The organism is Paenibacillus sp. PL2-23, from assembly GCF_040834005.1.
GTDB lineage: Bacteria > Bacillota > Bacilli > Paenibacillales > Paenibacillaceae > Pristimantibacillus.
This window is the reverse complement of the sequence record NZ_CP162129.1, coordinates 2,567,832-2,590,615: the sequence shown is the minus strand read 5'-3', so window position 1 is coordinate 2,590,615 and position 22,784 is coordinate 2,567,832. Positions and strand designations below refer to the sequence as shown.

Below are 22,784 nucleotides of genomic sequence, written 5' to 3'. Positions count from 1 at the left end.
GCGGCTGCAAGCAGCCTTTGTTTCTCTCCAGTCTATGCCTCGCGGCTAAGCTCCCGGTATTTCGCCGCGTATTTGCATACGCTCTGCACGATTGTCGCATGCGACCACGTAAGCGGCGCGACAGACAACGGAGCTCCGTCATAGGGATTCAGCTGCTCTGGCAGCATGCCGCTCTGGAGCGCGTGCTTCGCTACCCATTCAAGCGTCCGCTTGGGCCCTTCCAGATCCGCCAGTGACTTAGCGGAGTCAATCTCGAAATTGGCGACCCACAGTGTACATATAATCCATGGATTGCCAGGCACTTTGTCGATATCGCCTGTCTGCTGGAAGTAATAATCATTCGTATACCTGGCGATGCCGCCGATCTCCGTTTTGACCCGCAGCCCTTCCTTGATGGCATTCATCGTACTGGCCACTCGGTAATCGTCAACCGGCAGCACGCCGAATTCCCATACGCCGAACATGCTGCTCTCCAGCGTCATATCCTTTACCCAGCGATTGTCCTTCTGAATCAGTCCGCGAGCGAATCTCCCCGCTTCCTCATCCCACAGATGCGTCAGCATCCCCTGCTTGATCACGCCAGCCACACTCTTGTAATGATCGCTTCGTTCATAATCGCCGAATAAATCCGTGAAGAACGCTGCAGCCATAAGACCGCCGTAGACGGAAGCCGCTGTATACGTCCAGATTCCGTAGCGCTCCTCCCACAGGTCATAGCTCGGCTTCGGCAGCGACAACGCGGGCTCCATATATTCGCTCAGGAATGATGCGGATTTGCGAATCAGATTGCTGTAGAGCGATTGCGGAAGCTCGATGACGCCGTTGCGGGTATAATCCTTCCACAGCGCGAACAACACCAGCGCGGTCTCATCCTCCTGAATCGGCAATCGCTTGCTGCCCTGAACAATATACGGATGCCAGCTGGAGCCGACCGTTCCGTCCGGATTATATTTGTGATACAGATAGCCGTCAGGCGCCAGCGCGGTCGCGCAGAAATGGAAGAATGGCGCAATGACGCTTTGATAGCCCGCCATAGACATCGCTTCGGCGATCAATGCGCCGTCTCGGGGCCACATATAGCTGTAATGGTCGCGATTATATTGCAGAATATCCGTATCGTTCGCCGCCAGAATCGCGCCTCGTTCGTCCACCTGCGTACGGACGAGCAGCAGGCTTTGACGGAACAGCTTCACAACCTGCGGAGGCAGATCGCCGAGATCCGTTTCGGCTCTGCGCAGCCAATGATTCCAATAGACGACCATTCGGCTGAGCAGCTTCTCCGGGTGGCTCTCCTGCACGTAATGATCGAGCTCCTTGACCTCCTCCAGGTTTTTGCCGATCGACATCCAGTAATAGAACGTCTTCTCCCCATGCGGCTCAATCCGCGAGCGGAAGCTGATCGTGCTGTCGACGGAGCCTTGGGCAATCGTATTGCCCATCAGCACGCCGTCCTCCGCGTCGCGCCATGTCCCTTCTGCCGATTGGAATCGCTTGATCCCGGTGGAATATTGCATCATGCCGCCTTCGTCGGAGGAGCCGTTGAACATAAAGTAATTCGACCGCTTGTAATGATACAGCGTATGATTATCGGGATAATACACGGCCGTATCCCCGACCTCGGAGCCCTCAATCATCAGATCCTGATGGAAAAAAAGACGAATTTCGCGGGCGTCGCGGAAGTGGTTATGAACCACTACCCGCTTGATATAGATACATTCCCGTTGATGAATGCCGTCGTTCATGGACAGCTCTATTCCAAGCCTCTCATGCCTGGCCGTTATGTTGGTCACCATAGAATCGTCGATATAATCCAGCTCGAATCGCCATTCCGGCTCATCCAGCCACGAGAATACACCCTCTACCCATATACCGAAGCGGCAATAGTGCCCTCCTACATGATTGAGCTGACCAACAAAGGGATAATAAATATCGCGGATATAGCAGTGCTGGTCGAGATTAAGCAGCATCTTGCCATTGCCGATTACGAGATGACGGGCCATGGTTCGCTCTCCTTTCGATCAGACAACAATTGCGAGTAAACGTCCATATAAGCTTTGGCGGAGCTGCTCCAGCTATAATCCGCCCGCGCTCCGTTCTCGACGATCCGCTTCCATACCTCCTCCCGCCTATAGGCAGCGATCGCTTTCCTCACCGTATCCAAATATTCATGCGCGTTATAATTGGCGAAGCTGAAGCCGTTCCCTTCACCAGTATATTCATTGAATGGCTGAACAGTATCCCGCAGGCCGCCGGTTTCTCTTACAATCGGCACGGTTCGATATCTTAACGCTATTAATTGGCTCAGCCCGCAAGGCTCGAATTTGGAGGGCATTGCGAACATGTCGCAGCCCGCGTAGATGCGTCTGGCCATCCGATCGCTGTAGCCCAGCCACATGGCTGCTTTATCCGGATACCTGGAGGCCGCGCTCCGGAACAGCTCCTCGTATTGCCATTCGCCGGCGCCCAATACGATCAGCTGAACCTCGTCCTGCAGCAGCTCATCCAGCGTCGCCGCGATGAGGTCGAAGCCCTTCTGCTCCACCAATCGGGATACGATCCCGATCAGCGGCACATCCGCCGCTTCCGGCAGTCCCATCTCCCTCTGCAGATCCGTTTTGTTCTTGCGCTTGCGTGACAAGGAGCCGCGATAAGGCGTGTGAAGCGCCGCATCATTCATAGGATCGAATAGCTCCGTGTCGATGCCGTTGACGATGCCGACCAGATCTCCTGAACGGAATCGGAGCAGCTCGTCCAGCCCCTCGCCGAAATAAGCGGTTTGAATCTCGCTGGCATAGGTGGGACTAACCGTGGTCAGCTTGTCCGCGTACACCAGCCCGCCTTTCATGCAGCTGGCTGCGCCGTGGTATTCCAGCTTGTCCGGAACAAACATATCATCGCCCGCGCCCGTAAGCTCCTTCATAAGCTCCATGCCGAAGATGCCTTGATATTTCAGATTATGGATGGTAAATACGGATTTCGTATAAGCCCAGGCCGGATCGAAGGCGTAACGGGTGCGCAGTAGAAATGGAATAAGTCCGGTCTGCCAATCATGGCAGTGCACAATGCTGGGATGGAAGCCCATATAACGAACAGCCTCCATCACCGCAAAGCAGAAGAACACGAAGCGCTCCGCATCGTCGCCGTAGCCGTAAAGACCTCTCCTGCGGAAATAAAATTCGTTGTCGATCAAATAATACATGACGCCGTCAATTCGGGCGGCCAGCAGGCCGCAATACTGGTTGCGCCAGCCGAAGCTGACTTGAAACTCCGCCAATAATTGAAATTCCCCGATGTAGGCTTCCGCAATTTCTTCGTATTTGGGCAGCACGACTCTGACATCGGCTCCCCTCCCATTCAGCGCTTTGGGCAGCGCCCCGGCCACATCGGCGAGACCTCCCGTCTTCGCCAGCGGCACCGCTTCTGAGGTTGCGAACAGTATATTCATTGATCTCCAGCCTCCTATCCAATTCTTGCTTACGGCTTATACGCCGATTCTCTATTAGGGTGTGTCTGAGAACTCTGAGGGCAGCAAATTTTGCCGAATTTTTGTTCCATGCAAGGCGCGTTTGTGAAGGCGTACCCGGGGGTACGTCAAGCAAACGGAACGAAGCAGGGGGCGAAAAGGCGGTGAAAGGTGCCACTGAACGGGTTTTCAGACACGCCCTAGATAATTTTCCTCTTGCCGGCGAGGAACGGTGCGCCCGCCGCGCCCCGAATATCCCGATCGCCCTCCACGACAACGTCTTTGTCCAGCACGCTGTTGTAGACAAAGCTGTTCTCGCCGACATGGCCATTCTGCATAATAATGCTGTCTTTGACTATAGCGCCCTTCTCGACATGCACACCCCTGAACAGAATGCTGTTCACGACTGTTCCCTCAATCCGGCAGCCGTTCGCGATCATGGAATTGGTCACCTTGGAGGTGGTGGAATACCTTGTCGGAGGCTCATCCTTAACCTTGGTATAGATAAGGCCCGGCTTGAAGAACAGCTCCTTCCATACCGCCGGCTCCAGCAGTCTCATGCTGTGCTCGAAGTAGCTGGGAATCGTGTTAACGACGCCGAGATACCCATCGTACATATAGCCTCGCACCTGAAGCTCCCCAAGCCTGGAAAATATCGCATGACGCACAAGATGATCCTGGCCTTGCGCCAGCGAAGTCTCGACCAGCTCCATCAGCAGCTCCTTGCGCATCACGTACATCTCCATGGATATCACGTCGCTGATCATTCTTCCGAAGTGGTCCTGGATCGCCGTAATCCTTCCGTCGCTGTCCATTCTGACCTTGCGGGCTTTGCCATGCGTATGGTTCGGCTCCCTCTTGCACACGACCGTAATATCGGAGCCCTGCTCTCTATGGCAGCGGATCACATCGTCGAAGTCCACATTGCACACCATATGACTGCGAGTGATCACCACGTATTCCAGCGAGGAACGCTGGAAATAATCCCGGTGCTGATAGAAGTGATACAGGTCGCCGCGGCTGATCTCCTGAATGTCGTCCGTTGCGGGCGGCAGAATAAACAAGCCGCTTTGCCGATGCTGCAGGTCCCAGTGCTTGCCGGAGCCCAGATGATCCATCAAGGAGCGGTATTTGGTGTGAGCGAACACCGCCACCTTGTTGATGCCGGAATTCACCATACTCGACAGCGCAAAATCAATGAGGCGGTATCTGGCGCCGAAGGGCACTGTCGCCAGGCAGCGGCTTTGCGTCAGGCGTTCCAGCTCGTCGGTTTCGTGAATGAGATTAATGACACCAAGGACGTTATGCTTCATGACGGCTCCACCTCCAGTAGTTGATGATCGACGGCAACAAATTGATCAACGGCAACAACGGTGATGGCATCGGAATGGGGATCTCCGATCGTCGCGCCGGCTTGAATAACTGCCCCTTCTCCGATAATGGCCCTATGAATTTGGGCTCCAGCTCCAATCCGAACGTTCGGCATAATGACGGATTCCGTCACGAGGCTGCCGATCTCCGAGTGCACCCCTGAGAACAGCACCGACTTGTCGACGATGCCCTCGACAATGCAGCCCTCCGTCACCAGCGAGGATGTCACCTCCGCCGTATCCGTTGTCAGCTGAGCCGGTCTGTTCGCGCTTACGGAGTAGATGCGCCATTCCGGATCATACAGGGACAGCGCTGGCTCGTCAGCGAGCAGATCCATATTGGCCTCCCACAGCGATTCGATGGTGCCGACATCCTTCCAATAACCCTTGAAGGAATAGGCATGCATGCGGAGTCCATCCCGCATCATCGCCGGAATAACATCCTTGCCGAAGTCATGGCTGGAATTCCGATTGGCTTCATCGTAGATCAAATATTTTTGCAGCGCTCGCCAGGTGAATATGTAGACGCCCATCGAGGCAATGTTGCTGGTTGGGTTTTTTGGCTTCTCCTCGAACGCGGTAATTCGGTCCTCATCGTCGACGTGCATAACGCCGAAGCGGCTGGCTTCCTTCCAATCCACCTCAATGCCCGCGATCGTGACATCCGCTCCGCATTGCTTATGATGATTCAGCATCAGCTCGTAATCCATCTTATAGATGTGATCGCCGGATATCACAAGCACGTATTCCGGATTGTAGCGTTCAATAAACGCCATGTTTTGATAGATGGCGTTTGCTGTGCCCTTGTACCAGACACCGCCCTTCTGCTTGACGTAAGGCGGCAGAATCGCCATGCCGCCGTCTCTGCGGTCCAGTCCCCATGGACTGCCGATGCCAAGATAGCGATTGAGCTCAAGCGGCTGGTATTGCGTAAGCACGCCGACCGTATCGATGCCGGAATGCGCGCAATTGCTAAGCGTAAAATCAATGATGCGATATTTCCCTCCGAAGTAGACGGCCGGCTTGGCCAGGTCTCTTGTCAATACGCCCAATCGTTTTCCTTCGCCGCCTGCGAGCAGCATAGCTATCATTTCTTTACGGCCCATGGACACCAACTCCTTGTTATTGTGTATCCCCCAAGCAGGTCAGCAGCAGTAAGGTGTAGGGGGGGAGATGAATCGAGATGCTTTGACTCAGGCCATGCCACTTGATGTCGTCACTGGTGAAGCAGGTCTTTGCCGCGTTCTCCAGACTGCCCCCGAAACGCGCGTCTGCGGTATGGATGAGAGGGGCATAGCGTCCAGGCTCGGGAACTCCAACGCGATAATCGCGATAATCGTGCGAGGAGAAGTTCGCGATGGTGACGGTGAAGCTTGATCGACCGCGACGGATAAAGGATATGACGCATTGCTGCGCATTATGAACGTCGATCCATTGGAAGCCTTCGGGATCCCGATCCCTCTCCCATAGCGACGGCGTTTCCTTGTACATGTGGTTCAGCTCTCGCACGAAGGTGTGCATGCGCTGGTGGGATTCATACTCCAGAACCATCCAGTCCAGCATGTCGGCGTCTTTCCATTCGTCGAATTGCCCCCACTCCCCGCCCATGAACAGCAGCTTTTTGCCGGGGTGGGCCATCCAATAGCCGTAGAGCAGCCGCAGCTGATGGAATTTATCCTCATAGGTGCCTGGCAGCTTGTTCAGCAAGGAACGTTTGCCGTGTACAACCTCGTCGTGCGACAGGGGCAGCACATAGTTTTCAGAGAAGGCGTAAAATAGCGAAAAAGTAAGCAGATGATGGTGATGTTGCCTGTCATTAGGTTCAAGCTTCATGTAGCGAAGCAAATCATTCATCCAACCCATATTCCATTTGAAGTTGAAGCCAAGGCCTCCCTGATAGGTAGGCGAAGTAACGGCGGGCCAGGCGGAGGAATCCTCTGCGATCATCAAGATGTCGGGGTAATATCGAAACAAGGTTTCGTTTAAGGCTTTGAGGAAGCGCAGGGCGTCTAGGTTTTCCTTGCCGCCGAGCTCGTTGTAAGCTCGCATATGCTCGGGCTTATCCATGTGGAGATTAATCATATTGGCAACGGCGTCAACCCGGAAGCCGTCCATATGGAAGACGTCCATCCAGTACATTGCGTTGGAGATCAGGAAGCTTAGCACCTCTCTGCGAGAGAAATCGAAGGCCAGCGTGCCCCACAGCGGAAGCTCGGCCCGATTGGGATCGGAGCTCTCGAACAGGGGAGTGCCGTCAAAGCGGCGAAGGCCGTGATCATCCTTGCAGAAATGGCCGGGCACCCAGTCGAGAATAACGCCCAAGCCGGCTTGATGGCAGCTGTCGACGAACCGCTTAAGTCCGCTCGGATCCCCGTAACGGCTGGTAGGGCTGAAGAAGCCCGTTACCTGATAGCCCCAGGACTGGTCGAGCGGATGCTCTGCAAGGGGCATAAGCTCGATATGGGAATATCCCATTTCGACGACGTAGGGGATCAATTCATCCGCCAGCTCGTCGTATGTATAAAAATCTTCCTTGCCTTTAATCTTCCATGATCCGGCATGAACCTCATAAATAAGCAGAGGACGATGATAGGACGCGTTTTTTTTCTTCCAGCGCATCCACTTGGCGTCCTTCCACTTGTGCCCATTCAGCTTGGTCACAATGGAGGCCGTGCCAGGGCGTCTTTCCGAGAAGAATGCATATGGATCGGCCTTGCGTATAACCGAGCCGTCCTCGGCGACGATCTCGTATTTGTACAGCTCGCCTTGCTTCAGCCGGGGGATAAACAGCGCATGCACGCCGGTCGTGCCGATAGGCAGCATGCGGTGAGCGGACCCATCCCAGTCGTTGAAGGCGCCGATGACACGAACCTCCCGCGCATTCGGAGCCCATACGGCGAAGCGTACGCCGAATCTGCCCTCGAATTTCATAGGATGCGCGCCCATAAATCGGTAGCTGTGATACGAAGAGCCTTGATTGAACAAGTAAATATCCTCTTCGGATAGTCCGAAAAGAGTAGACGTTGCCAGCATTCGCAGGTTCACCTCTTCGGAATAGTATTTAAGCCCATTATACATGTTTCGGTGAAAAAGAAACACCCCAGTTTCATAGATTATGTCTGCAAACGGCATTCAAACGTTAGTTTACTTAACATCATTAAGTGAAATTCATGAAAGCTTAATCCAACCATCCTTCAACACTCTATGAATATAATAGTGTTTGGCGCAAAATCCTTTGGATACCGCATTGTTGGTGCAATTCACCCAATTGCACACGATAACCTTCTTCACGCGTCTCGGCCGAACCGTGTTTGGATCTCCGTGACGAAGCATGCGTTGATGATGCATAGCGCACAAGCCTTTGGCTTTTATCGGCTTTAAACAGTTCTCCATGCTGCAATGATCCATTTGAGTCGCCTCCCTGTTCTTTAGCGTTATTGCGGCTATTCCCATAACGCCTTAATATTAACGGGAAACAGGCGCACAATAAAGTTGGCTGTACGCTCATAATATCGATTGAACAGGACCTGTTTTGCCAGCAGGCTGACAATCCCCCTCCTTTCTGCCTTGAAGTTTAAATTATTAAACCAAAAATGAAATGGACTAAACAAATCTGACAATCCCGATGTCGAATTATGGAATTATGGAGAGACTTTTGCGCTAATTGTCTATTATAATTGAAAGAACGGGAATAAAGGAGGCTCATCGTTGACTTTACATCAGCAAATCTTTCAGGTGCTCGATCAGCCGATGATCGTATTGAAGCAAAGGAACGGAGAAGTTTTAATAGAGGACGCCAATCCCGCTTTTCTGGACCTGATCGGATATTCGTTATCCTATCTGAAAGCAAAGGAAGGCCGGGAGCTTGCCGAGCGCTTCAACATTGACCTCTCCAAACGGATTCTCAAAAGCGAAATACGCATCCGGACAAAAGCCAAGGTGCAGCTATGCTTGCGGATCGAGCAGCTGCCGCTTCCCCAGATGCCTGAGGAGGACTGCCGAAGAGCGCTCATTATTGCGGAGGATTTGACCGCTTACAACTGGATCCAGCAGCAGGTTGAACGCGGGAAGGTGCTCATGAGCGGCATGATCGACAAGCACCTGCACATCCGTATTCTTCGCGACAGCCTGGCGCCGCTTCTGCTGGAGCCGGAGCAGACGATGGAGGACGAAACCTTGCTGCAGTTCATTGCGGAGAACGAACGGGAGCGTATTGTCGGGCTGATGGAGGAGGCCTGCTTGCGCTTTGAGGAGAAGAACATCACGCTCCACACGAGCAAACTCAGCGGCATCGAGCTGGAGCTCAACCTGACGTTTTCCCCCATTCGCAACGGCTCCGGCAAATGCAACATCATGGCGTTTGTGATCTGGGATTTCAGGCCAGTCAGCGAAGAAAGCATCGATCCATCGATGAAGCTGAAGATATGGATGGCCAAACGGGATATTTCGGCAGGACAGCTATCGCAAGCAACAGGCATATCTCTACAGACGATATCCAAGCTGCGTAATGGCAAAATAAACAAGCCCCAGAGACTCACAGCTGAGCTGATCGCCTCGGAGCTTGATATAGATATGAATGAAATTTGGCCAGAAACGCGCAAATAGCGTTAATGTGCCACTTTACGGCCTTGCAGGAACGGCGTGAGCTCGCCGTGATAGAAAAGGTGAAGCTCATGCATCGCTCTTGTGCAAGCCGTATAGAACAGCTTCCGCTCTTCCTCTCTTCGATAAGCATTCTCTGAGGCGTCCGCGATAATAACCGCGTCGAATTCGACACCCTTGGCCAAATAAGACGGAATAACGACAAGCCCCTTCTCGAAGGTGACCGTCTCCTTCTCAATAAGCCGAATTTGGGGCAGCAGTCCCGACAGCTCTCCGTACAACGTCCTGCTCTCCTCAGCAGACTTGCAGATAACGGCGACAGACATATAGCCGCCTGGCCCTTGCAGCTCCTTAAGCTTCGCGGCAACAAGCGCTAGTATCGCGCTTGCCTGTTCAGCGCGTGTTACGCTCGGCTCCTCCCCATTCCGGTTGAACGGCTCGATCTCTTCACCGCCCTCTATGATGGAGCTCGCGAAACGAATAATCTGCTTCGTCGAGCGGTAGCTCCTATGCAGCGTAATACGTTCTGTCTCTTCTTCCGAGAACAGCTCGCCAAGCGAATGAAAGACATTGCCCGATCCGGAATGGATGAAGACGGACTGATTGAAATCACCCAGCAGCGTCATTCGGCTGTTCGGGAAGATACGGCGCAAATAATGAAATTGAAGGGGAGAATAGTCCTGGGCTTCGTCGACAAACAAGTATTTGACCGTCGTATGGGTATGGAAGCCCTCCAGCTTCTCCTTCAAATAGCAATAAGGCGTCGCGTCCTCATAAGGCAGCTGGCCCTGCTCCAGCCGCTGCAATGTATCGCTCTGCACCGACTTCCACTCCTCGGCCGTCAGCTCCCCCGGAGCTCCCCATGGGCAAGCCTTATCTCCCCTCGGCTCATACAAGGCCTTGTATATCGCCGGAAAATCAAAAAACAGCCCTCGCTTCACACGGCTCCTTAGCTTCTTGAACCTTTCCTGGACGACACCTGCCGCCAGAAAGTCGCGTTCGGAAGCAAAGTCGTCGTACGACTGCTCGGAGAACTTGTTTTTTCGCTGAAGCTCCTCATAAGCGCGCGCGTAGGCTTCATTATCCAGAAGCTCGATCGCTTCGTCCACCCATTTTTTGCTCCGCTCCAGCTTGCCAAGCCGCACCAGCTCCTTCAGCAGCCATCCCCTCAGCTCGCGCAAGCGATTGGCTATCGATACGCCGCGATCCAGCTCATAGAATCGCCGGGCGATAGCCGTATGCGGAATAAGGGGACGTCCCCGGAACATAATGGATTTGAAGCGAAGTCCGCGCTCTCCAAGCGATGCCGCGTAATCGTCAATCAGCCGGATAAAATCCGCGCTCGCCTTCGCCCTGATGCCTCGCATTCGAATGTCATGCTCAGCTGTGCCCGGTGACCTTAGGGAATACTCCATTTGGGCGAAGAGATCCTCCACCTCAAATTCCTGACCCACCCTTCTCTCCAGATGCTCCTGATACGTTGTCTGATTCATATTCTGCTCGCCCAGCTCCGGCAGCACCGTCGAAATATAGCTGTTGAACATGGGATTCGGAGAGAACAGCACAATCTGATCCGCAGTCAAGGAGCCGCGAAAGCGGTACAGCAAGTAGGCCGCACGCTGCAGCGCAGCAGAGGTTTTCCCGCTGCCCGCGGCTCCTTGCACGATCAGCAGCTTCGCGCGTTCGTTACGGATGATGCGGTTCTGCTCCTGCTGGATCGTCGCCACAATGCTTTTCATAGCCGCGTCCGAGCCCTTGCCCAGCACCTCCTGCAGCAGCTCGTCGCCAATCGTCACGCCTGTATCGAACATGCTTTTGATGACGCCGCCGCGAATGATATATTGCCGCTTCAGCGTCATCTCGCCGCGAACCTCGCCGGCGGGAGTCTCATAGACAACGGGGCCTGGCCCGTAATCGTAATACAGGCTGGATACAGGCGCGCGCCAGTCATAGATCAAATACTGATCGCCGCTGTCGTCAAGCAGCGAGCCGACGCCCAGATAGATGCGATCCGGCTGCGCGCCCTCCGGGGCGTCCTCCTCCAGCAGATCGATCCGGCCGAAATAGGGGGAGGCCTGCAGTCGATTCAGCGTCGATAGCTGCTCCACCATGTGCCGATGGCTGCGCTCTCGCTCATTCAGCAGCTCGGCCTGCTGCTTCATGCTGGCAAAGGTCTCCGCTGTTTCCGCGGCATCCTCGAAGTTGACGGTGACGTCATCCCAGAAGTTTCGCCGAATATCGACAATCTCTCCGTGAATGCCGCCCGTCCGAACCCTCAGGCCTTCGATTCGCCGCGCAATAATGGCAGTCAGCCGATCTACTCTTTTTTGCTCTTCTTCACGTTCATTCTCGATAATTGACATATGCTCCTCCTTTGGGCATCCATCCGATATCGTCCAACATCACCTTGCCGCGTTCACTGTGGACACGAAAGGTGATCGCGGCTATATCCGATGCCAATAACGGCTCCGCCTCCGCTTTTGCGTTAGTATGCTCGAACAACGCAAGCGGAATGAGATAAGACTGGGCTACAGCCTCCGTTGGATTTTTATATTTATTGTTTTTGGCTTTGGCCTCCAGCTTCCCTATTCTTAGAAATGAAGTGTATGCCGGCTCAGGCGCTGGCATGAATGATGAAAGCCGCAGCGAGTGTTCGGCGCCGCTATGAGTTTCCGCTATCAGCTCAAGCTCCGGCAGCGGAGGGAGCAGAGCGTCGTAGGAGCCCTCTGACAGCTCCCACTCCAGATTCGACAGCGAGAACGCCAGGCCATCGACCCCTTCAAGGGGCAAGGCGCTTCTTCCCTTGGGCAACACAATCTTCAGCTCCGCGCCCGGCCTCTCCCATTCCAGCGCCATGCCCCATGTTCCTTTATTGTGATCATCGCGGTCCTTGGCCTGGACTCTCTCAGCAGCCTTCATGCCGCTTGTCTCCGTAACCGGGGATCGGGAAGCTTCAAAATCGGCAATGGAGGCCATTCCAGCATCGTCATAACGTACCGTATAAAACGTTGAACCTTGCGGCAGCCAGCCTGAGCCTATGCGATAATCCTGGAAGAGAGCCTTGTAGCCCGCCTGCCCGTGAAGCGACGCCTCCAGGAAGGCACTGATAAACACCTTTGCCGCCTGCCGCTGCTCCTGGGCGGGCATCAAGCCCTCAAGGTTAAGCAGAAGGCCTCCAGGCAGCCTCTCGTCCCTATGTCCCCAAGCCGTATTGAACTGACTATGATTCGCTTGGGACAGATAGATAGCCGCCTTGAACGCCTCTGAGCCCGCTCCGAACGTAACCCTATGATATTGCCGCTCGCCGCTGAACTGATTGACATCGCCGTCCATCGCCCCCTGGATCGTCAAATAATGGACATCCTTCAGCTTGGCGGATTTCTTATCGATTACTTTGTCCGTTGGGGCGATCGCGATCAACGCTTGAAGCTTCAGCTCGTCGAGCCCCTCCAGTGAGGCATCGTCCGCGAACCAGCTGTCACGGTCCGCCGCGACGGCAATGGCTTGACCGCCTCTGGAATGGCCGATCAGCCCTACTTTCTCCCAATCAATCCGTCCTCCGAACGGATTGTCCCCCCCATCCATGCCGGAGAAGGCTTGAAGCTGCTGGAGATGCTTCAGCAGCAGCCAGCCCCGCATCTTCATATCATCATTCGGCAGACTGGACCAGACGGAATAATTCATGAAGTTGGCATCGACCGACACGGCAATCATCCCTCGGCTGGCCAGCAGCTCGCCCAGGTAGGCATACCCGCCGTCCGAGAAGTATTCCATCAGATGATTGCCGTGCATAATCAGCACCAGCGGGAAAGGTCCGTCCCCCTCAGGCATCCATACCGTACCGTTAAGCGGCAGCTCTCGCTGGTCGAAGCCCCAGAACATCGTCTTCAATCTGGACCAACTGGTTATATAAGCGGAAGCGTCCACCGTTTCGGTTATGACATCCGTATGGGCACCGAAGCCTGCGCGATGCTTGTCCTCCCCGCTGCCGTAAGTGAAGGAGCGGAACCCGTAAGGACCTGGCAGTGAGGGGTCGCTTAGGGGGGATGATGGCTGTGCCTGTACGGCGACCTCAGCCTGGACGGTATGCGCGGCTTCTCTTAGGGGCAGTCTCTGTGGCGAAGGCCAGCCAGCAGCGAAGGACGTTACAGCCACGGCAATAGCAAGCCCGCCATATAACGAGGCCTTTGTTACCACTCGATATGCGCTTGTCCTGATCGCCCCAAGAAGCAAGCTCAGCAGCAAGCCGATCCCTGTATACAGGAAACTGAGAATAATAGCAAAGCTCGTTCCGATTTCAGTAAAATACAAAATGACGGCGCCTTGCGCAGTCGTATACAGGAACGCAGCAGCCAATCGCCTTGGCAGCGGCACATAAGCAAAGGCAAGAAGACAGCTCAGCACAAATCCGACGATCATCCATAATATCGCATTTACGAGCTGAAACAGCAGCATGTCCAGCCACAGGCCAAGTCCCGTAGGCATGCCAAGCCCCGCGGTCCCCATGGCGGCCGCGCTGAACAGGGCCAAGCCGCCGCAGGCGAAGGTGGAGCTTCGGCTATCGCGCGCCAGACGTTGCCTGTATCGGCAGCGCACCCATTGGCCCATTGCTCGCCATCTGGACGGCCTGACTGGATGCATCTCTGCGTCACTGGCAGGCTGCCCCGCGATTGCTTCTACCTGCTCCTCCATATTTCCCCCTTGACCGACAGCCAATACCTTCCGTCCCGCTTGTCAATATGAACAGGCACGTCGAAAAACTGACTCATTCGACTTCCATTCAGTACCTTCTCTGTCCGATCCGCTGCGAATACCTCCCCCTGCTTAAGCAGCAGCGTATGCTGGAAGCATGGCATAATTTCCTCAATATGATGCGTAACATAAATCATCGTCGGAGCTTGCTCCTCTTGGGCAAGCCTTTCAATCATGGACAACAGGCTCTCGCGAGCGAAGACGTCCAGGCCTGTACAGGGCTCATCTAGAATCAGCAGCTTGGGAGAGCTCATAAGCGCTCTCGCGATCAAGACGCGCTGTCGTTCGCCCTGCGACAGGGTTTGGTAAGCGCGGTCCATCAGGCTGTCGCAGCCTAAGGATTGCAGCAGCGCTCTTGCCCTCTCCTCGTCCGCTGCCTCCATTCGGTCGTACACCCCAATAGTGGAGTATTTGCCGCTAAGCGTAATTTGCAGCGCGGATTCACTTCCATACAAGCGTTGCTGCAACGAGGTACTGACCCAGCCAATGCTTTTGCGGAGCTCCCTCAAATCGTATTCGCCGAACCTGTGCGAGAGCACGCTGATACTCCCGCTTGTGGGCCATATGTAGCCATTGAGCATATTCAACAGCGTCGTTTTGCCGGAGCCGTTCAGGCCAAGCAGACACCAGTGCTCATGTTGGCCAACCCTCCAGCTTATATCCTTCAGAATGCTGTCCTGGCCCCGCTCCCATGACACATTCGACACCTCGATAATCATCGTTTCCCCTCCCGCGACAATTGGCAATCTATTCTATCATACAACCGATTGGCACGCATGTAAAAAAAGAGCCCCTCCCGAAGGAAGGGCCCGCAGCATCAGGTCAAAGCATAGTAGAAGGGTACGATGACTAAATTAAGTGCGATGGCGACAAGGCCGATTGCCATTGCCCAGCCCCCGATGCCTCTGGCGCCTTGGCGGTAAGCAATATAACCCATAACAGCCGCCGACGCCCCAAGCAGAACAGGCCATATAAACCAAGAGGCGATAGCAAAGATAAGCGATACCCAGCCCAGCGCATAGCCGCCGGAGCGGACTCCTTCACCCTCCTCCTCGCGTCCTGAGTCATTGTCCTCCGCGCGAGTGTTGGTGCGTTCGATATGGGTGGATGGCATCCCGTAAGCGAAATCCGCGCCCATCTCCTCGTTGACGTTCGGAAGCTGGTTCGGCATGCCGCTGTTGGTAGCCGCAAAGCTGGGTTCGGTCTCCTCATGGGAGTCGCGTTTGTATTGGATTTCATTGTCCCTGTTGTCGTTCATTTCCTAATCACTCCTTTGGTTTAAAGGTGTGGCAGCAGGTGGCAGCAGACTCTGTTGCCAGATCCTGATGGAACAGTCCGAGCTCATCGCCCGCGAATTCCGTTTGGAAAGAACCTCCTGAATGCTGATCAATTTCGATTTGAATCTGGCTCGCCGCGCACTGATTGCCTTCCTTCCAGAAGCTGCAATTCGACACGCTGCAGGTTACGCCGTTTGGCATAAAAAAATCACCTCCGCTACTCATTGTTTCTCGAGCGGAGGTGATTCATTCTGCCTTATTTTTGTCCTTGCATACGACGCTGCGTCATATAGTCGCTTTCATAATAGGACAGATCGTCGCGAAGCTCCTCGAATACCTTGGAGACGCCCAGCACGACATTGCGCGCCTCGCGAACCGGTTTGAAGCGGAAGCGGATGGCATCTTGTCCCGTATACGCGTAGCGGCCGTCCTCGGAATAACATTCATTTTTCGGGTAGAAGAAGGCGTTCACGCAATGGTGGTAAACCTCGTACAGAGCGCGCTCTCCGAATTCCATATCGAAATTGGGTCTTCTGAGCAGAACACCCAGCTTTTCCACCGATACTTCCGAATATACAAGAAGATGTCTGAGATCAGACAGCAATCCCTTGTAGAACAGGACAGCGTCTTCGCCTGCTTGGTCTTCTGTCAGCTGGGACAAGGCGTACTGATTGAGGAACGGCTCCAGCTGAGCGACCGCTCCTTTCAATTTTTCACGAGTGGATTCCGCTAACGCTTTAACATTCGTTGATGGCATGTTGGTAGATCCCCTTTCCTAATTGCAAACAAAAAAACTATAAACATGAACATCGTACCACATATTGCTCCGAAACGGTACTGGCGATTCATCAATTGACCGCATAATTTGTTACGATCCATCGGATTCTAAACATGATTACATTACCCGAGCTATTGGAGGATTAAGCAGCATGCGCAAATTTTGGGTCACCGCCATATCGGTATTAACGTTGGTTGGTCTTCTTATTCCCGCCTCCCGCATCTTAGTGCCGCAGCAAGGGGCGGAGCTTACAGAGGAGCATGGCCGAACGTCGCCCCTCTCGGCGAGCTCAGAGCAGAAGCAAAAGCTGACGGCGCTGCAGAATGATATGAACGCCACAGCGCTGCTTATGAATGCGGAAACGCAGAAGGATTTCCGCAACGTGCTGCTCCAAAGCGGACACTCCGACGGGAAAGCGCTGGCTGAGATCGACTCGCTGATGCAGGAGCATACCCACATTGGTTATGTGAGCTGGCATTCCGACGGCCGGGTGCAGCATCGCGGCGAGATGCCGCATACGGATAACCATCTTGAAGAGGCCTATGTACAAGAGGCCAGCGTTTGTCTGGAGAAGGGACAAGCGTACCAGTCCCCCGCTTTCGAATCCACCAGCGGAAGCCGTTATATTGTGCTGGGGGTGCCCGGCTCGGAGCAGGGCGACGGTGTGATCGGCTTTGTTAAGCAAGACATCATGAAAAGCGTTGAGCAGCATCAGAAGCAAAATTTGCGCATCGTTCCATATCCCGCAGAGGGCAAATACCATATTGAATCGGTTAAGCCCAATTCCACTACGGACACTACAGTCCGAACGGGTGAGGACAATGGCAACGCCAGCCATTATTATATCCGCGACGTCGTTGTTCATATCGATCAGGAGCTTACGGAGGAGGATATGAACAGGATAAAGTCAGATATTGATGCCGAATCCGTTCAGAAGCAGGGCGACAACTATTTGTTCCGATCCCGAACGATGGAAACAAAGGAACTGCTGCACTATTTTCAGACCAACTGGAAGCCGCGCTTCGCGGAGCCGAACTACTTGTATTTAACAAACGAGGGAATGAACGAAGCGTCTGGCAACGTGCCGAATGACGCTCTATATTCACAATACCAATGGAATTTGCCTTCAATTGAAGCTGAGAAGGGCTGGGCCGTCTCCAAGGGCGACGAAAGTGTCATCATCGCCGTGCTGGATACCGGCGTGCAGCTGAATCATCCCGATCTGCAGGGCAGGCTTATTGACGGGGTCAATATTGTGAAGGAGAACAGCGAGCCAAGCGATGACGTAGGCCATGGCACGCATGTCGCCGGCATCATCGGCGCTGCCGTCAACAACGGAGAAGGCGTTGCCGGCGTGTCATGGTTCAACAAGCTTATGCCCGTCAAGGTGCTTGACAGCAGCGGCGCGGGCTCAACGTACGCTGTCGCTCAAGGCATTATATGGGCGGTGGACCACGGAGCTAAGGTCATCAACATGAGTCTCGGCAATTATGCAGAAGCCGAGTTCCTGCACGATGCGATCAAATACGCTTATGAGCGGGATGTCGTGCTGATCGCAGCCAGCGGCAATGACAATACCGAGCGTCCAGGCTACCCTGCCGCATATCCCGAGGTTTTTGCCGTTGCCGCTACTAACAATAATAAGGAGAAGGCGTCCTTCTCCAATTATGGCAGCTATATTGATGTTGCGGCGCCAGGCGACAGCATTGCCAGCACCTACCCTGGCAGCCAGTATGCCGCATTGTCAGGCACCTCTATGGCAAGCCCTCATGTGGCGGCTTTAGCGGGTCTTATCCGTTCCGTCAATCCGGATCTGACAAATGAAGAGGTGATGGAGCTTATGCGCTCCTCCGCTCGCGATCTGGGTGAGGAAGGCAGAGACAAATATTTTGGATACGGCGAAATCGACGTTATCGGGGCGTTATCTGCTGCCGCTAATTATACCGGCGCGCTGCAGACCTATCCCAAGCAAGTGAAGCGCAAGCTGGACAGGCTCCAGTAACGGCATCAATAGCAAAGGGCGTCCGGCCATGACAATCATGGCCGGACGCCCTTCTATTGGTGAATCGTCTTATTCGTAACCGTGCGGAAAGTTTGCCGTAAGCCGGGTTCTGTACTCCTGGTGGTGCAATCGGGAACGACCCTCCCACTGTGGAGCGACAATCATCTATCTAGGCCGTACATTGCTGCACGGCTCCAGCAACCAACCCGGACGCGCCTCGGGCTAAGGCTGCAGCTGCGAAAGCTGCGGCGTCCTCTCGGTCTTGCTCCGGATGGGGTTTACCAGGAACGCAGTCACCTGTGCTCCTCGTGGTCTCTTACACCACGGTTCCACCCTTGCCTGATCTGCCGGCAAGCCGGCAGCCATCGGCGGTCCATTTCTGTGGCACTATCCTTCAGCTCGCGCTGACTGGACGTTATCCAGCATCCTGCCCTGTGGAGCCCGGACTTTCCTCTCGCAGCTTGCGCTGCCAGCGATTGTCTGTCAAACTTTCCGTTCGCACGATTTAGTATACAAGGTTTCCCCCGAAAGCTCAACCCTGTAAGTCCTGTCTAAGGATACAGCTGCTTCCAGCCCGTTAGATGAAACGGAATGGCTCTGTATCCAGACCCGACGCAACCGCGGTCGTATCCCACTTGCTCTCCTGAAGACGGTCATTCAGCCAGGCTGCGACCTTCTCCTTCATTACCTTCTCGATGTTGTGTCCGGCATCGATAATCGTCATGCCTGCCGCCAGCGCGTCATGGGCCGTATGGTAATCGATATCGCCCGTTACCAGCACATCGGCGCCGACGAACATGGCATGGCGGACATATCTGGCGCCGGAGCCGCCTAGAACGGCTGCTTTGCGTATCGGCTTGTCCAGCGGTCCCACAACACGGAGCATAGGCACGCTGAAGGCTGCCTTAAGCGACTCGGCAAGCTCGCCCAGCGTAGCAGGCTGCTTCAGCTTGCCCGCTCTCCCGAGACCGAAGGAGCGGCCCTTCAGATCGACAGGGTACAGGTCGTATGCAACCTCCTCGTATGGATGCGCCTTCAGCATGGCGGACACCGTCTTCCGATAAATACTGTGCGGCACAATAGTTTCAATTCGCACCTCGTCCACGGTCTCCAGCTTATTCTTTTCCCCTATAAAAGGCTCCGCGCCTTCACCGGGCATAAACGTGCCTTGTCCCCGAATGTTGAAGCTGCAGCTGCTGTATTGGCCGATATCGCCGGCGCCGGTTCTCCAGATCGCCTCAAGCACCGCCTTATGGTGGCTTTCTGGCACAAATACGACGAGCTTGTACAGCTTGTCGGTATGCACCTCCTCCAGACATTGCCGATTATTCTCCTCGATGCCGACTTGATCCGCAAGCCAGTCATTGATGCCGCCGTCCGCCACATCCAGATTCGTATGGGAAATATAGACGGCAATATCATGTTTGATCAGCTTCTCATACAGCTTGCCCGCAGGCGTGGACGTATCGAGCTTGGCAATTGGCCGGAAAATAATGGCGTGGTGCGCAATGATGAGGTTGGCCCCGGCTTCGATCGCCTCGTCCACCACTTCATCCGTCACATCAAGCGCTACCAGAACCTTGGTAATGGTCTTATGAAGTGTTCCAAGCTGCAAGCCAATCTTGTCATTCTCTACCGCATAATGCTTGGGAGCAAGCTGCTCCATCAGCTGAATCAACGCTGCGCCGTTTATATGCATTGCAGCACCTCCTCGATTCGTTCGATATCCCATTGGAATTGCTCCCGCTTCTTGGCAGCCTCCGGCAAATCCGAAGCGCTCATCTGCTGGCGGATTCGCTCCAGCTTCTGAATCTCTCCGCGCCATTTGTCTGCCAGCGTGGGACTGCCCTCTCGAAGCAGATGAGGCCCCATTCGGATCAGCAGACCCTTGAGCTCGGAAGGGCTCCAGCTCAGGGGCAGAAACGATCCGTTATACAGCTCGGCGTTCAGCGCCTCGGCATCGTTGCGCCTGACGGCATGAAGCACCTCATAGATTTTGCCATCTTCCTCCAGGATGGACTCATGGGCCAAATGCCAGCCCTGCTCCAGCAGCCAGATTCGAACCGCGTCCTCGCCGACGTTCGGCTGCAGCACAAGCTCACGCACATCCTCCAGTTTGCCGGCCTGACGGCCTGTCTCCAATATTTCACGCATGAGCAATCCGCCCATGCCCGCTATGGTGACGGTATCCACTTCGCCAGGCTGGAGTACGCTCAAGCCGTCTCCCTGTCTCACCTGCAGCAGCTCCGTTAGATTGGCGTCCTGCGCCTGCTTCCTTGCCGCCCTATATGGCCCTGCGTTCAGCTCGCCGGCTATAGCGGATCTCGCCTTCCCGCTCTGAAGCAAATACACGGGCAGCAGCGCATGATCGGATCCAATATCCGCCACCCTGCCGCCTGCCGTTACGTAGTCTGCGATTTGCAGCAGACGTTTTGACAATTTCATCATTAAGCCACCCACACCATCCATTGCTTTCGCAGGCCGAAGAGAAGTCCTCCGCCAACTGCGATTTTGATAAGAAGCTGCAATTGCAGCCACGTTGTATCCTTCACAATCACAATCGTATACAGCTCTGGCATAAACCATGCCATAGCGCTTGTCAGGAATAGAACAGCCGCTACAGGCTTGCTCCACCGATGGAAGAACCAGCTGCTCCAAGCAAACAAGATAGCTAGCGGCAGCCAGAAGAGCTGCACCTCGAACCATTGCGGCGACTCCGCAAAGCGAGACAGAAGCCAGCCGTATACGAGCAGCCCTGTCAGCCACCCGCATTGATGCAGAATATGTACGCGAGCCATGATGCCATAGACGACCCAGAAGACCGCGCAGAGGGCCAGCACTCCCGTTCTCCAGCCCCAAGCGGTCAGCTCATGAAGCTGGAGCAGGTGCAAGCCTCCGCCTAACAGTAGAAGCATCCCCATGCTAATCAGCGTTAAACCAAGCGATTCATTTCTTGGGCGCATCCGAGTCCCGATCCAGAGAAAAGCAAGCACGGAGCTTAATACAATCCCTATTTGCAATACAGGATGAAAACGGCTAAAATAAAGCACAACGAAGGAAATTAAGGTAAAAGTGCCAAAAGTAAGGAGCCACTGCTTGCCTGTTGCCTTCTGCACCGCGGCTATAGCTTTACCCACTGCATGGGTGGGCGACTCCGCGCGATCGGCGCCTTGTACTTCCGGGTCCGCGTACAAATTAAGCAAGAAATCGCAGTATTGATCCGGCAGCAGCTTGCCCCTTCGCCAATATTCGATTTCGCGAACAATCGTTTGCCTGCGTTCTTGATTCATGGCATGCTGTCCTTTCCGCTCTCCCAAGCGCGCGCATCGTTTCAAGTTTCTTATATTTGGAAAAAAGACCTCGCTGCTTGCGCAGAAAGGTCATGGGTGCTGCCATTATTCAAGAAAATCCTTAAGCCGCTTGCTGCGGCTTGGATGCCGAAGCTTCCGCAGCGCCTTCGCTTCGATCTGTCTGATCCTCTCACGCGTCACGCCGAACACCTTGCCTACTTCCTCCAGCGTTCTCGTACGGCCGTCATCCAGTCCGAACCGTAGACGAAGCACGTTCTCTTCCCTTTCGGTAAGCGTGTCCAGCACGTCCTCCAGCTGCTCCTTCAGGAGCTCGTATGCTGCGGCGTCCGCAGGTGCAAGCGCTTCTTGATCCTCGATGAAATCGCCAAGATGGGAATCGTCCTCTTCACCGATTGGCGTCTCCAGAGACACGGGCTCCTGGGCAATCTTCATAATTTCCCGAACCTTCTCCGTGCTCAGCTCCATCTCCACCGCAATTTCCTCTGGTGTCGGTTCGCGCCCCAGCTCTTGAAGAAGCTGACGGGACACGCGAATCAGCTTATTGATCGTCTCCACCATATGAACAGGGATCCGAATCGTTCTCGCCTGGTCTGCAATCGCGCGCGTTATCGCTTGACGAATCCACCAGGTTGCGTACGTACTGAATTTAAAGCCCTTCTGATGATCGAACTTCTCCACCGCTTTGATGAGACCCATATTGCCTTCCTGGATCAAGTCCAGAAACAGCATGCCGCGTCCGACATATCGCTTGGCGATACTGACAACAAGACGCAGGTTCGCCTCTGCCAGTCTGCGCTTCGCTTCCTCGTCGCCGTTCTCGATACGAATCGCAAGCTCAATCTCATCATCCGCCGACAATAGCGGCACTCGTCCGATTTCCTTCAGGTACATCCGGACAGGGTCGTTGATTTTGATGCCTGGCGGGAGAGCCAGATCATCGTCGAAGTTGAATTCGTCGCTATCCCGTTCTGCCTCGTCGTTCGACGCACGCATAGGATGATCCTCGTCTCTTTCGTTCAGCACCTCGATACCATGATCGTCCAGCTGCTCAAAAAATTCGTCGATTTGCTCGGGATCTTGATCAAACGGAGAAAGCTTCTCCATAATTTCTTTATACGTTAAGGAGGATCTTTTTTTGCCAAGCTCGATAAGCTGATCCTTCACCTGATCCAGCTTTTGTTCGGTGTCTAATTCAGTATGTTGATCGTTCGCCATTTCCGACTCCCTCC

At 54.4% G+C, this 22,784-nt stretch carries 17 protein-coding genes and 1 other RNA gene; 2 read left to right on the top strand and 16 right to left on the bottom strand.

The genetic code is table 11. The annotated features are described in order from the left end of the window. Positions 1-32: 32 nt before the first annotated feature. The 5 genes from AB1S56_RS10925 to glgB form a co-directional block, all read right to left on the bottom strand. Positions 33-2,000: a glycoside hydrolase family 15 protein gene (locus AB1S56_RS10925; RefSeq protein WP_340867826.1), complete on the bottom strand. Its 1,968-nt coding sequence runs from the start codon at positions 1,998-2,000 to the stop codon at positions 33-35. Further along, a complete protein-coding gene (glgA, locus tag AB1S56_RS10920; protein WP_340867827.1) occupies positions 1,982-3,445 on the bottom strand; it encodes a glycogen synthase GlgA in 1,464 nt (487 codons plus the stop codon). Before glgA ends, AB1S56_RS10925 begins: the two co-directional genes overlap by 19 nt. A gap of 218 nt (positions 3,446-3,663) precedes the next feature. Further along, a complete protein-coding gene (gene glgD, locus AB1S56_RS10915) occupies positions 3,664-4,776 on the bottom strand; it encodes a glucose-1-phosphate adenylyltransferase subunit GlgD (RefSeq protein WP_340867828.1) in 1,113 nt (370 codons plus the stop codon). Further along, positions 4,773-5,939: a glucose-1-phosphate adenylyltransferase gene (locus AB1S56_RS10910; protein WP_340867829.1), complete on the bottom strand. Its 1,167-nt coding sequence runs from the start codon at positions 5,937-5,939 to the stop codon at positions 4,773-4,775. Before AB1S56_RS10910 ends, glgD begins: the two co-directional genes overlap by 4 nt. A gap of 16 nt (positions 5,940-5,955) precedes the next feature. After that, positions 5,956-7,866 carry a 1,4-alpha-glucan branching protein GlgB gene (gene glgB / locus AB1S56_RS10905; protein WP_340867830.1) on the bottom strand — a complete coding sequence of 637 codons (1,911 nt, stop codon included), beginning with the start codon at positions 7,864-7,866 and terminating at the stop codon, positions 5,956-5,958. Positions 7,867-8,541: 675 nt separating this feature from the next. On the opposite strand from glgB, the gene AB1S56_RS10900 reads away from it, so the two are divergent. Then, on the top strand, positions 8,542-9,438 hold the full coding sequence (locus AB1S56_RS10900; RefSeq protein ID WP_340867831.1) for a helix-turn-helix transcriptional regulator: 897 nt from the start codon (positions 8,542-8,544) through the stop codon (positions 9,436-9,438). Between the two features lie 2 nt (positions 9,439-9,440). Here the strand turns inward: AB1S56_RS10900 and helD are convergent, their stop codons facing one another. From helD to AB1S56_RS10870, 6 genes are all read right to left on the bottom strand, one after another. Next, positions 9,441-11,798 (bottom strand): RNA polymerase recycling motor HelD, encoded by a 2,358-nt coding sequence (helD, locus tag AB1S56_RS10895; protein ID WP_340867832.1) that lies wholly within the window; start codon positions 11,796-11,798, stop codon positions 9,441-9,443. Next, positions 11,779-14,127, bottom strand: a complete 2,349-nt coding sequence (locus tag AB1S56_RS10890) for a hypothetical protein (RefSeq protein WP_340867833.1) — start codon at positions 14,125-14,127, stop codon at positions 11,779-11,781. Before AB1S56_RS10890 ends, helD begins: the two co-directional genes overlap by 20 nt. Then, positions 14,112-14,906: an ABC transporter ATP-binding protein gene (locus AB1S56_RS10885; RefSeq protein WP_340867834.1), complete on the bottom strand. Its 795-nt coding sequence runs from the start codon at positions 14,904-14,906 to the stop codon at positions 14,112-14,114. The genes AB1S56_RS10890 and AB1S56_RS10885 overlap by 16 nt, the downstream gene beginning before the upstream one ends. Before the next feature lie 98 nt (positions 14,907-15,004). Further along, entirely contained in the window at positions 15,005-15,445 is a 441-nt protein-coding gene (locus AB1S56_RS10880; protein ID WP_340867835.1) for a hypothetical protein, read from the bottom strand. Between the two features lie 7 nt (positions 15,446-15,452). Continuing rightward, on the bottom strand, positions 15,453-15,665 hold the full coding sequence (locus tag AB1S56_RS10875; RefSeq protein WP_340867837.1) for a DUF1540 domain-containing protein: 213 nt from the start codon (positions 15,663-15,665) through the stop codon (positions 15,453-15,455). 55 nt (positions 15,666-15,720) lie between these two features. Further along, positions 15,721-16,221: a YpuI family protein gene (locus AB1S56_RS10870; RefSeq protein ID WP_340867838.1), complete on the bottom strand. Its 501-nt coding sequence runs from the start codon at positions 16,219-16,221 to the stop codon at positions 15,721-15,723. A 172-nt stretch (positions 16,222-16,393) separates the two neighbouring features. Between AB1S56_RS10870 and AB1S56_RS10865 the strand changes: the two genes are divergently transcribed. Then, positions 16,394-18,244 carry a S8 family peptidase gene (locus AB1S56_RS10865; RefSeq protein WP_340867839.1) on the top strand — a complete coding sequence of 617 codons (1,851 nt, stop codon included), beginning with the start codon at positions 16,394-16,396 and terminating at the stop codon, positions 18,242-18,244. 83 nt (positions 18,245-18,327) lie between these two features. Here the strand turns inward: AB1S56_RS10865 and rnpB are convergent. The 5 genes from rnpB to rpoD all read right to left on the bottom strand — a co-directional run bounded on the left by rnpB (position 18,328) and on the right by rpoD (position 22,770). Further along, an RNA gene (rnpB, locus tag AB1S56_RS10860) (RNase P RNA component class A) lies at positions 18,328-18,736 on the bottom strand. Positions 18,737-18,821: 85 nt separating this feature from the next. After that, positions 18,822-19,943 carry a Nif3-like dinuclear metal center hexameric protein gene (locus tag AB1S56_RS10855; RefSeq protein WP_340867841.1) on the bottom strand — a complete coding sequence of 374 codons (1,122 nt, stop codon included), beginning with the start codon at positions 19,941-19,943 and terminating at the stop codon, positions 18,822-18,824. Next, positions 19,934-20,692 carry a class I SAM-dependent methyltransferase gene (locus AB1S56_RS10850; RefSeq protein ID WP_340867843.1) on the bottom strand — a complete coding sequence of 253 codons (759 nt, stop codon included), beginning with the start codon at positions 20,690-20,692 and terminating at the stop codon, positions 19,934-19,936. Before AB1S56_RS10850 ends, AB1S56_RS10855 begins: the two co-directional genes overlap by 10 nt. Next, entirely contained in the window at positions 20,692-21,534 is an 843-nt protein-coding gene (locus AB1S56_RS10845; protein ID WP_340867844.1) for a hypothetical protein, read from the bottom strand. The genes AB1S56_RS10850 and AB1S56_RS10845 overlap by 1 nt, the downstream gene beginning before the upstream one ends. 105 nt (positions 21,535-21,639) lie before the next feature. Beyond that, a complete protein-coding gene (rpoD, locus tag AB1S56_RS10840; RefSeq protein ID WP_340867846.1) occupies positions 21,640-22,770 on the bottom strand; it encodes an RNA polymerase sigma factor RpoD in 1,131 nt (376 codons plus the stop codon). Positions 22,771-22,784 lie beyond the last annotated feature (14 nt).